The sequence below is a fragment of the Streptomyces sp. Tek67B01 genome, assembly GCF_055231995.1.
The window spans coordinates 4260142-4271004 of record NZ_JBUYUY010000001.1 but is presented as its reverse complement, the minus strand read 5'-3'; the positions used below and the strand labels follow the sequence as shown (position 1 = coordinate 4271004).

The following is a 10863-nucleotide window of genomic DNA, read 5'->3' as shown; positions in this document are numbered from 1 at the left end:
CTCTACGATGTCCGGACCTACCGACCGAGCGTGCCGAGTCGCCCCGCCGCAAGGGTTCACCCCCTCACCCGACCGGCAGAGGGAGCACCACCGCGTGACGACTGACGCCATAGCCGGGCCCGCCGCCGCCCACCGGGGCGCGGCGGGCCGGCGCCTGCGCCGGGCGGAGCCGTACGCACCGGCCGCCCTGCTGTTCGTCGCCTACGCCGTGCTCTCCCTCTCCCGGAACCGGCGGATGGAGGCCCTCTCCTGGGACCTGGGCATCTTCGAGCAGGCGGTCAGGGCGTACGCGCACCTCCAGGCGCCCGTCGTCGACCTCAAGGGGCCCGGCGCCGACATCCTCGGCGACCACTTCAGCCCCGTCATCGCCCTCCTCGCGCCCTTCTACCGACTGTTCCCCGGCCCCGCCACGCTGCTCCTCGCGCAGGCCGCCCTGTTCGCCGTCTCCTCGGTCCCCGTCACCCGCGCCGCGACCCGCCTGCTCGGGCGGGCCCGGGGCCTGACGCTGGGCGCCGCGTACGGGCTCGGCTGGGGCATCCAGCGGGCCGTCGACTTCGAGTTCCACGAGATCTGCTTCGCCGTCCCGCTGCTCGCCTTCGCACTGGAGGCGCTGCTCGCCCGGCGTCCGCGCGCCGCGCTGCTGTGGGGGCTGCCGCTGCTGCTCGTCAAGGAGGACCTCGGTCTCACCCTCGCCGTCTTGGCCCTGCTCATCGCCCGACAGGCCCGGCGCACCGACCGGCGGGCCGCCCTGGCCGCCGTCGCGACCGCGGCCTCGGCCGTGCTGGTGGCCGCCCTGCTGTTCACCGTGGTGATACCGGCCTTCGGTGACGGTTACGCCTACTGGGAGAAGGTCGGGGGCGCCTCGCCGACCGCCGGGCTCGCCACCAAACTCGACACGCTCGCCTGGGTGCTGATCCCCACCACCGGTCTGTTGGCCGTGCGCTCCCCGCTGCTGCTGGTGGCGCTGCCCACCCTGGGCTGGCGGTTCCTGTCCGGCGACGACCACTACTGGTCCACCGACTGGCACTACAGCGCCGTCCTCATGCCGATCGCCGCCCTCGCCCTGGTCGATGCCCTCGACACCTGCGGACGTTCCGCCCGGCCGTGGCTGCGCGCCTACGCCCTCCAGCTGCCCGGCGCCGTCCTCGCCGCCGCCCTCGCCCTCAGTGCCACGACCCTCCCCCTGGAGCGGCTGGGGCACGCGTCCACCTACACCACGCCCGCCCGGGTCACCGAGGCCGACCGGCTCCTCGCCCGCATCCCCGACGGGGTGAGCGTGGAGGCCGACATCCCGCCGCTGTCCCGGCTCACCTCGCGCTGCCGGGTGTACTGGATCGGCTCCGCCAAGGGCGTGCTCCCGGCCTTCGTCGCCTTGGACACCTCCTCCGGCCGGCCCGGCGACGACCCGGTCGCCTACGCCGTGCGCCTGCATCCCGGCGCGCGGTTCGGGGTGCTCGGCGAGGCCGGCGGGATCACCGTCCTCCAGCGGCTGTGACCCGGGCACGACACCGGCCCCGGCCCCGCCCCCACGGGCAGGACCGGGGCCGGTATACCCCCGTTACGACCGCCGCCCGACTGGTCGGTGACGATCGCGTTCATGAGAACCGCCGCCCGACTAGTCGGTGGCGATCGCGTTCAGTACGTTCATCCGCCCCGCCCGGAAGGCCGGGACCAGCGCGGCGAACAGGCCCACCAGGGCCGAGCCGGCGAACACCCCGAGGATCGTCGGCCACGGGATCTCCAGCACCTTCAAGCCCTCCAGGGCCAGCAGCCGCTGCGCCGTCGCGCCCCAGCCCATGCCCAGGCCCAGCCCGAGGAGCGCGCCGAACAGGGCGATGACCACCGACTCCAGACGGATCATGCGGCGCAGTTGGCGCCGGGAGAGACCGATGGCGCGCATCAGGCCGATCTCCCGGGTCCGTTCGACCACCGACAGCGCCAGCGTGTTCACGACACCCAGCACCGCGACGATGATCGCGAGGGCGAGCAGCCCGTAGACGATGTTCAGCAGCTGGCCGACCTGGTCGCGCAGGACCTGCTTGTAGTCGGCCTGGTTGAGCACCTTGTACTGCGGGTACTGCGCCAGCGCGGCCTTGACCCCGTCGTACGCGGCGTCCGCCTGCCCGGACTTGGCGGTGGCCAGCAGCATGAAGGGGCGCGGCAGCCGGTCGGCCGGGAGGTTCGCCTCGGCGACGGCGGTGCTGATGTACTTCATCCCCTTGTCGAGGTTGCCCTCGTCGCTGGTGATCGCCGCGATCCTCAGCTTGGCCGTCTTGCCGCCGTTGAAGGCGACCGTCAGCTCGTCACCGAGCTTCAGGTGGTGCTCGGCGGCGTAGAGGGAGCCGACCGACATGGCGTTCGGCCCGTACGCGGCCGCGTGCTCCCCGGCCGTCATCGTGCGCCGGATGTCCTTGGCGTACGTGGGGTCCTGGGCGCCCAGGACGTCGTCGACACCGGAGCCGTCGGGGGCGGTGATCTTCACCGGGACCTCGCGGTACGCGGTGACGTGGTCCAGGTTCGCGGCGGCCCGCAGCGCCTGTTCGGCCTGCGGCACGACGGGCTGGCCGGAGGGGGAGTTGACGATGTAGTCCGCGCCGACCGACTTGTCGAGCTCGGCGGTGGCGGAGGCGACCATCGAGGAGCCGACCACCGACAGGCAGGCGACCAGCGCCAGACCGATCATCAGCGCGGCGGCGGTGGCGCCGGTGCGGCGCGGGTTGCGCAGCGCGTTGCGCTCCGCGAGCCGGCCGACGGAGCCGAAGGGCCGCAGCACCGGCGCGGACAGCACCCGTACGACGATCCCGGCGAGGAAGGGGCCGATCACGATGAACCCGATGAGGGTCAAGGCGACGCCGAGCCCCAGCCACAGCGAGCCCTGGGTGGCCTTGTCGGCGGCCGAGGCCAGGTAGAGCGCGGCGCCGCCGAGCGCCGTCAGGATCAGGCCGAAGCCGGCCCGGACGCGACCGGCCCGCTTGTCGCCGGGGGTGCCGGACTCGCGAAGCGCGGCCATCGGCGAGACCTTCCCGGCGCGGCGGCCGGGTATGTAGGCGGAGACGACGGTGACGAGGATGCCGAGGAACAGGCCGACGGCGGGCGTGGTCCAGGCGACGGTCAGATCGTCGGTGGACAGGTCCATGCCCATCTGGCCCATCAGCTTCATCAGGCCGACGGCCAGGCCCACGCCCGCGCCGACGCCGAGGAGCGAGCCGACGACGCCGAGCAGGAACGCCTCGACGAGGACGGAGCGGTTGATCTGCTTGCGGTCGGCGCCGATGGCACGCATCAGGCCGATCTCGCGGGTGCGCTGGGCGACCAGCATCGAGAACGTGTTGAAGATCAGGAAGATGCCGACGAGGAAGGCGATCAGGGCGAAGCCGAGCATCGCGTACTTCATCACGTCGAGGAACGAACCGACGCTCTTGCGGTTGGCGTCCGCGGCTTCCTTCGCGGTCTGCAGCTTGTAGGTGTCCGCGCCCACGGCCTTCGCGATGTTCTGCTTGAGCTGGTCGTCGCCGACCCCGTCCTTGGCGGTGACGTTGACGTGCGTGAAGCCGCCCGGGGCGCCGAGCAGCAGTCGCTGGGCGGTGGCGGTGTCGAGGTAGACGACGGTGGCGCCGGGGTTGGTCACGGTGAAGGACGCGATGCCGACGATCTTGGCCCGGTTGTCCCCGGTGACGGCGATCGTGCGGACGTCGTCCCCGAGCGCGAGGTGGTGCTTCTTGACGGTGTCGGCGTCGATCATGACCTCGGTCGGGCCGCGCGGGGCGTGACCCGAGGTGATCTTCATGGACTTGAGTTCGTTCTCGGTCCAACTGCCCGCGAGGGTGGGGGCGCCGCCGTCGGAACCGAGGTTCTCGTTGTGGGAGTCGACGACGGTGACCGACGAGGAGATCACCCCGCCCTCGGCGGCCTTGACGCCCTCGATCTTCGAGATCCGCTCGACGACCGCGCCGGCGAGCACCTCGGGCTTGCCGCTGTCGCCGGGCGCCCGCTGCGCGTCGACCTCCTTCGGGCTCACCGTGACGTCGGAGCTGGTGACCGCGAACAGCTTGTCGAAGGTGGCGTTCATGGTGTCCGTGAACACCAGCGTGCCGCAGACGAAGGCGACGGAGAGCAGTACGGCGACGGCGGAGAGGGCCATGCGCCCCTTGTGCGCGACGAAGTTGCGCCGCGCGGTCTTCATGACGGTCACGAGGTCCGCCCGCGTGCGTCGAAGTCCTTCATGCGGTCGAGGACCTGGTCGGCGCTCGGGTTCGCCATCTCGTCGACGATCCGGCCGTCGGCGAGGAAGATGACGCGGTCCGCGTAGGACGCGGCGACCGGGTCGTGGGTGACCATCACGATGGTCTGGCCCAGTTCGTCCACCGACTGTCGCAGGAAGCCCAGGACTTCGGCCCCGGCGCGGGAGTCGAGGTTTCCGGTGGGCTCGTCGCCGAAGATGATCTGCGGCCGGGAGGCGAGGGCGCGGGCGACCGCCACGCGCTGCTGCTGGCCGCCGGACAGCTCGGTCGGACGGTGCTTCAGCCGGCCCGCGAGGCCCACGGTCTCCACCACCCGGGCCAGCCACTGGGCGTCTGGCTTGCGGCCGGCGATGTCCATGGGGAGCGTGATGTTCTCCAGGGCGTTCAGCGTCGGCAGCAGGTTGAACGCCTGGAAGATGAAGCCGATCTTGTCACGGCGCAGTTGGGTGAGCTTCTTGTCCTTCAGGCCGGTGATCTCGGTGTCGTCCAGGTGGATGTGGCCGCTCGTGACGGTGTCCAGACCGGCCAGGCAGTGCATCAGGGTGGACTTGCCGGAGCCGGAGGGGCCCATGATCGCGGTGAACCGGCCGCGGTGGATGTCCACGTCGACCCGGTCGAGGGCGACGACCCGGGTCTCCCCCGAGCCGTACGCCTTGACGACCTCGCGCGCCCGGGCCGCGACGGCGGAATGCCCCCCAGTGCCCCCCTGCCTGGTTTCGGTCATGGCCGTTGTCACGGTGCTTCCCCTCGTCGGTGGTCGGCGCGTATCGCCGCTCGAAGTCTGTTGAGCGGGGGTGCGCGGCGCACTGGTGCCCGTGGCCGTGTCCGTCCGGGGGTTACCCCCACCCCCGGACGGGCCCGCTCATATGAACCAGTTAAGGACCCGCCGGACCCCGCCACCTCCTCCGCCAGGACGAAAGGCCCCTCGCCCTTTGTGTGGAGGAACCCCTACGGGTCTCCACCTTTCGGGACGGCGGGCCTCGGGGATACCGCCGGCCGCGCCTGCGGTGAGAAGGTGTTCCCCGCACACGCGGGCACGGTGGAGGGGACTTCGGTGGCCATGGGGGAGAGAGCGGGGAGCCGCCCTGGGAAGGGTGCGCGGAACCGGGGTAGACGAAACGTTTCAGCCAACTCGGGGAAGGTCGGGCCGGGGAAGACGGGGGCGGAGGCGGCCGAGGCGGGGTCCAACGCGGCGACGACGAACGCGGCGGGGTCGAGCGGGGCGGAGGCGGCCGGGGCGCCACCCGGTCGTCCGAAGCCCGTCGTCGTCGCCGCGCTGATGCTGACCATGGGCCTCGTCGCCCTCGACGGCGCCATCGTCTCCACCGCCGTCCCCCAGATCGTCGGCGACCTCGGCGGCTTCTCCGTCTTCTCCTGGATCTTCGCCGGCTACGTGCTCGCCGGCACGGTCACCCTGCCCGTCTACGGGAAGCTCTCCGACACCTACGGCCGCAAGCCCGTCCTGCTCATCGGCATAAGCCTGTTCCTGCTCGGCTCGCTGCTGTGCGCCGCCGCCTGGAACATGGCCGCCCTCATCGCCTTCCGCATCCTCCAAGGGCTCGGCGGCGGCGCCCTCCAGGGCACGGTCCAGACCTTGGCCGCCGACCTCTACCCCCTCAAGGACCGGCCCCGCATCCAATCCCGGATGACCGTCGTGTGGGCGACCTCCGCCGTCGGCGGCCCTGCGGTCGGCGGGGTCATCACCACCTACGCGGACTGGCGCTGGGTCTTCCTGCTCAACCTGCCGCTCGCCCTCGCCGCGCTGGTCATCATCGTCCGCCATCTCACCGAACCCCTGAGGTCACCGGGGCGCCGGGGGCGCGTCGACTGGGCGGGCGCACTGGGCGTGTTCGCCTGCGGCGGGGTGCTGCTCTTCGCCCTGGTCCAAGGCGGCGTCGCCTGGCCCTGGCTCTCCGCGCCCTCCCTCGGGCTGCTGGCCACCGGCGCCCTGTTGGCCGCCCTGGTCGTCCGGGTGGAACGCCGGGCGGAGGAACCGATCCTGCCCGGCTGGGTGTGGCGCCGGCGCACCATAGCGGCGGTCAACCTCGCCATGGCCGCCCTCGGCCTGCTCATGGCCGCCCCGCAGGTGTTCATGCCGACCTACGCCCAGGCCGTGCTCGGCCTCGGCGCGGTCAACGCCGGGCTGGTCGCCTCCGCCATGACCCTGACCTGGCCCATCACCGCCTCCCTGGCGCAGCACGTCTACCGGCGCATCGGTTTCCGCGACACCGCCGCCACCGGGGTCGGGTTGGCCGCCCTGGTGCTGTTCTCCTTCACCCTGCTCCCCTACCCGGCACGGCCCTGGCAGGCGGCGACGATCATGCTGCTGCTCGGCGCCGCCCTCGGGCTGTTCCAACTCCCACTGATCGCCGGGGTCCAGTCCACGGTGGTCTGGTCGGAAAGGGGTACGACGACGGCATCCGTCCTGTTCTCCCGGCAGGTCGGCCAGAGCGTGGGAGCGGCCCTCATGGGGGCCGTCGCCAACGCCACCATCGCCGCCCGGCTGACGCACGCCCCCGTTCCCGGACTGCCGGACCACCTGGACGGCGTGTCGAAGGCACTGGACCGGCCGGAACTCCTCCCCCGGGCCGCCGCCGACCATCTGCGGGCCGCCGTGGACGCCGCCGTGCACCACATCTTCCTCGGTGCGGCGTTGGCCGCCGTGGCCGCGCTGCTGATCCTGCTGACGGTGGCGCCGCGCAGGTTCCCCGTCCTGCCGGGTCAGGAGTAGCCCCCGGCCCCGTACCGCCACGCCGCACCCCGCCCACCGGGCCGGGCCGGGAGTAGTCCACGCGAGTTGTCATGCTCCGGGCGGGCGGGTATCTCTTCCAGGGGCGGATCGCCGCCCCTGGAACACCACACGGGGGACCCATGACTTCCGCTCTGCTCGCCCTGGCCTTACTCGCCGTCCTGGCCGGCCCGACCGCCCTGCGGCTCTACCACCACCCCGGCTTCATCACCGGCCGCGACGGCCGGCTCTCCACCTCCACCACCCTCGCCCTGGCCTGGACCGTCATCCTGATCTGGCTGCTGCTCACCTGCCTCGCCTACGGGCTGACGGCCGGGGGCGGCATCGGCTGGTTCCAGGGCGAACACGGCCCGCTGTCCAACCTCGACTCGGTCTACCTGCCGCTGCTGGGCGGCCCCTACCTGGCGCTGATCGGCGCGAAGACGGTCGTCGGCATCCGCGTCGAGAACGGCAGCCTCGCCAAACCGGCCCCCAAGCCCTCGACCACGGGCCGCCGGCCGCTGCGGGAACTGATCGCGAACGACAGCGGCCGTACGGACCTGGTCGACCTCCAGTACGTGGCGCTGAGCGCGGTCACGATGCTCTACGTCGTCCTCTTCTTCCTCACCGACGTCGGCGGCGGGCTGCCGCGCCTGCCCGGGGAGATCTGGGCCCTGACCGGGGCGCCGGCGGGCGCGTACCTGGTCAACAAGCTGGCCACCCGCGCCAATCCGGTGATCACTCACGTCACCCTCGCGGACGGCGCCCTCGTCATCGAGGGCGGCGGCTTCGACCAGGCCCGCGTGACGGTGGCCGACACCGTGGTCCCCGCCGCCTTCGACCCCCTGACGGGCAGCCTCACCGCCTCCGTCCCCGTCCTCCCGGCCACCCCGTTCCCGGTGGTGGTCACCGCCCGCGGCCTGCGCAGCGACCCGTACCTCGTCACCGCCGCCCCATCGTCCCCGACGGTCCCGGCCCGTACGCCGGCCACTGCCCCCGCCCCGGCCCCGACTCCCGCCCCGACACCGGCCCCGGCCGCGGTGCCGACACCGGCCCTGCCCGCGGCCCCGGCACCGGCTCCGGTGAGGGACTCCGCGCAGCGGTAGCCGGCGCGGTCGGGCGTCAGGCCCCGTCCGGGCGGTGGCGGGCGTAATAGCGGGCCACGCGTGCCCGGTTGCCGCACGCCGTCGCCACGCACCAGCGCCGCCGGGGGTTCGCGGGGAGGAACAGCAGCACACAGCCCGGCCCCTCGCACCGGCGCACCTGCCCCACCCGGGCGTCCGTCAGCAGGTCGGCCACCGCCTCGGCCAGCTCCGCCGCGAGGCGCCGCGCGGGCGTGCCGCCGGCCCGGCGCGCCGCTGCCTCCACGCCACCCCCCTCCGCGCGGAGCAGCTCGCGGTGGGCCGGGGCGGCCGCCATGGCCTCGTTCAGCGCCCGCAGCGCCTTGGCCGGGGGGCGCCCGCCGCCCCGTACGGCCTCCAGCGCCGCCCGCGCCGCCTCCCGTACGCCCCGCACGGCGGCGACCTCCGCCGCACCCACCGCCCCGTCGACCGGTCCCAGCCGGCCCGACTGCGCGGCCAGCCAGTCGGCCAGACCCTCCGGATCGGCGATCAGATCCCCATCCACGGGGCAGGTGTTCAGCAGGTCCAAAGCGAGCGGCTCCCCGACGAGGGGAAAGGTCTCTGTCACGCACTAATGCTATCTATGCCGCTTGACCCATTAAGGATCACTCAGCAGACTAATGTCACTCCCCGCCTTGGAGGCATGTGATGAGCGTCGGCCCCCGCATCCACCACCCGCTCCGCCACCGCACCGTCGAGGTGGACGGCGTCACCGTCGCGTACCGCGAAAGCGGCCCCGCCGACGCCCCCGCCCTGCTGCTCCTGCACGGCTTCCCCACCTCCTCCCACCAGTTCACGCGCCTGATGGACGCCCTCGGCGACGTTCCCCACCGCCTCATCGCCCCCGATTACCCCGGCTTCGGGCGGACCGAGACCCCGCCGGGCTTCTCGTACACCTTCGACCGGCTCGCGGACGTCGTGGAGGGCTTCACCGACGCCCTCGGACTGGACCGCTTCGCGCTCTACGCCTTCGACTTCGGCGCCCCCGTCGGACTGCGGATCGCGGTGCGCCGGCCGGAACGCATCACCGCGCTCATCGTCCAGAACGGCAACGCCTACGAGGAGGGACTGTCCGACGCGGCACGGGAGTTGACCGCGCTGCGCCGCGAAGTCCCCGGCGCCGAGGACAAGGTCCGGTCCCTGTTCACCCCCGAGGCCATCCGGTCCCAGTACGAGACCGGGGTCGCCGACCCGAGCCTGGTCTCCCCCGACGGCCGGACCCTGGACGTCCACTACCTCGGCCTGCCCGGCCGCGCCGACGCCCAGACCGACCTCGCCTTCGACTACGGCTCCAACCTCGGCCACTACCCCACCTGGCAGGCCTGGCTGCGCTCGGCGGGCATTCCGGTGCTGGTGCTCTGGGGCGCGGGCGACCCCTTCTTCACCCCGGCGGGCGCCAAGGCCTACCTCCGCGACGCCCCCGACGCCGAACTCCACCTCTTCGACGGCGCGGGCCACTTCGCCCTGGAGACCCATCTCCCCGAGATCGCCCCGCTGATCCGCCGCTTCCTGACCTCGGGCCCCTCCGACCCCACCGGCACCTGAGACACCCCTTCCGGACCGCCCCCGCCATTCCAGCCCCGCCGGCGTTCGAGGCGCATTTTCCAGCCCCGCCGGCGGTTGAGGCGCGGGGTGCGGGGCGGAGCCCCGCAATGCCCGGCGCAGCCGGGGCCGCTCCGCGCAACGGCGCCGCACACCGTCCCGGACGGCCCCCGGTCAGACCGGGGCGGCCACGGACCGGGCACGGGGCGGGCACGGACCGGGCACGGACCGGGCACGGGGCGGGCACGGGGCGCAGCCATACCGAGCCCGGCCGGGGGCCGACGTCAGCCCTCCGCCGGAGCCCGCCCCGTCAAAGCCGCCAGGCTCGACCGCACATGGCTCATGTGCGCCCGCATATCCTCCTGCGCCTCCGCGTGCTCCCGCAGGACCCGCTCCGTCTCCCGCCCCACCCGCTCCTCCCGCGCCCGGGCCGCCGCGACCAACTCCGCGCCCCGCGCCTCCGCGTCCTCCTGCCCGTGCCGAGCCGTCTCCTGCGCCTCCGCGAAGCCCCGCCGCGCCTCCGACAGCCGCGCCTCCGCGTGCCGCTCCAGCTCCGACAGCCGCGCCTCCTGGTCAGCCTCCCGCGCGGCGATCTCCCGCTCCGCCGCCTCCCGACGCTCCCGCTGCTCCTGCTCCCGCTCCGCCACCAACACGTCCGCCCGACGGCGCGTCTCCACCAGCGTCGCGTGCGCCTCCGCCCGCCACCGCGCCGCGTCGTCCCGGGCCTCCGCCCGCGCCTCGTCCGCCTCGCGCTGCGCCCGCTCCAGCCCCTGCCGCGCCCGTACCTCGGTCTGCTCCACCACCGCGTGCGCGTCCTGCCGCGCGAGCTCCGCCACCCGGTCCGCGTACGCGTCCGCCGCGCCCAGCGTCGCCGCCGCGTCCGCGCGCGCGTCCCCCCCTACGGCCTCCGCCTCCTCCTGCGCCAGCGCCAGGATGCGCCGCGCCCGCTCGCTCAGCTCGTCGTAGGTCTGCGGCGCCAGCGCGGCCACCGCCTCCCGCAACCGGTCGGCCTCCGCCTCCATCCGCTTCGCGAGGACCGTCAGCCGCGCCACCCGCTCCCAGGCCTCGTCCCGGCTGCCCGACAGCCGCGCGAGATACCGGTCGACCTGATCCGTCCGGTACCCGCGACCGCGCGCGGTCGCCAAAACCTGAGGTCCCTGAGGTGACATCGGTGCACTCATCCTGGAAGCGCCTCTCTCGCGGGGATTCCCGTCAAGGATGCGTCATTTGC

8 protein-coding genes are annotated in these 10863 nt (G+C 73.4%); 4 read left to right on the top strand and 4 right to left on the bottom strand.

The features are described 5' to 3' along the window. Nucleotides 1–7 precede the first annotated feature (7 nt). A complete protein-coding gene (locus tag ACV7NM_RS19275) occupies nt 8–1495 on the top strand; it encodes a DUF2079 domain-containing protein (RefSeq protein WP_463411427.1) in 1488 nt (495 codons plus the stop codon). A 120-nt stretch (nt 1496–1615) separates the two neighbouring features. On the opposite strand, the gene ACV7NM_RS19270 is transcribed toward ACV7NM_RS19275, so the two are convergent. Further along, nucleotides 1616–4192, bottom strand: coding sequence for an ABC transporter permease (locus ACV7NM_RS19270; protein ID WP_463411426.1), 2577 nt, complete (start codon nt 4190–4192; stop codon nt 1616–1618). Further along, nucleotides 4189–4965, bottom strand: a complete 777-nt coding sequence (locus tag ACV7NM_RS19265; RefSeq protein ID WP_463411425.1) for an ABC transporter ATP-binding protein — start codon at nt 4963–4965, stop codon at nt 4189–4191. Before ACV7NM_RS19265 ends, ACV7NM_RS19270 begins: the two co-directional genes overlap by 4 nt. Before the next feature lie 336 nt (nt 4966–5301). Between ACV7NM_RS19265 and ACV7NM_RS19260 the strand changes: the two genes are divergently transcribed. Both ACV7NM_RS19260 and ACV7NM_RS19255 read left to right on the top strand, forming a co-directional pair. Next, a complete protein-coding gene (locus ACV7NM_RS19260; protein ID WP_463411424.1) occupies nt 5302–6972 on the top strand; it encodes an MFS transporter in 1671 nt (556 codons plus the stop codon). A 140-nt stretch (nt 6973–7112) separates the two neighbouring features. Next, nucleotides 7113–8075, top strand: a complete 963-nt coding sequence (locus tag ACV7NM_RS19255; RefSeq protein ID WP_463411423.1) for a hypothetical protein — start codon at nt 7113–7115, stop codon at nt 8073–8075. A gap of 16 nt (nt 8076–8091) precedes the next feature. Here ACV7NM_RS19255 and ACV7NM_RS19250 read toward each other — a convergent pair whose 3' ends face one another. Next, the gene (locus tag ACV7NM_RS19250) at nt 8092–8658 is read right to left on the bottom strand and encodes a CGNR zinc finger domain-containing protein (RefSeq protein WP_463411422.1); all 567 of its coding nucleotides are present in this window, start codon (nt 8656–8658) and stop codon (nt 8092–8094) included. An 80-nt stretch (nt 8659–8738) separates the two neighbouring features. Here ACV7NM_RS19250 and ACV7NM_RS19245 point away from each other — a divergent pair, with 80 nt between their 5' ends. Continuing rightward, complete coding sequence (locus tag ACV7NM_RS19245) at nt 8739–9635, top strand: alpha/beta fold hydrolase (RefSeq protein WP_463411421.1); 897 nt, start codon at nt 8739–8741, stop codon at nt 9633–9635. Nucleotides 9636–9916: 281 nt separating this feature from the next. On the opposite strand, the gene ACV7NM_RS19240 is transcribed toward ACV7NM_RS19245, so the two are convergent. Continuing rightward, entirely contained in the window at nt 9917–10777 is an 861-nt protein-coding gene (locus tag ACV7NM_RS19240; RefSeq protein ID WP_463411420.1) for a cellulose-binding protein, read from the bottom strand. Between the last annotated feature and the right edge of the window lie 86 nt (nt 10778–10863).

Excerpts from the sequence above, each read along its gene's own strand:
- ACV7NM_RS19275 (WP_463411427.1), top strand. The coding sequence starts at position 8 with ATGTCCGGACCTACCGACCGAGCGTGCCGAGTCGCCCCGCCGCAAGGG.
- ACV7NM_RS19265 (WP_463411425.1), bottom strand. The coding sequence starts at position 4,965 with ATGACCGAAACCAGGCAGGGGGGCACTGGGGGGCATTCCGCCGTCGCG.
- ACV7NM_RS19260 (WP_463411424.1), top strand. The coding sequence starts at position 5,302 with ATGGGGGAGAGAGCGGGGAGCCGCCCTGGGAAGGGTGCGCGGAACCGG.
- ACV7NM_RS19255 (WP_463411423.1), top strand. The coding sequence starts at position 7,113 with ATGACTTCCGCTCTGCTCGCCCTGGCCTTACTCGCCGTCCTGGCCGGC.
- ACV7NM_RS19245 (WP_463411421.1), top strand. The coding sequence starts at position 8,739 with ATGAGCGTCGGCCCCCGCATCCACCACCCGCTCCGCCACCGCACCGTC.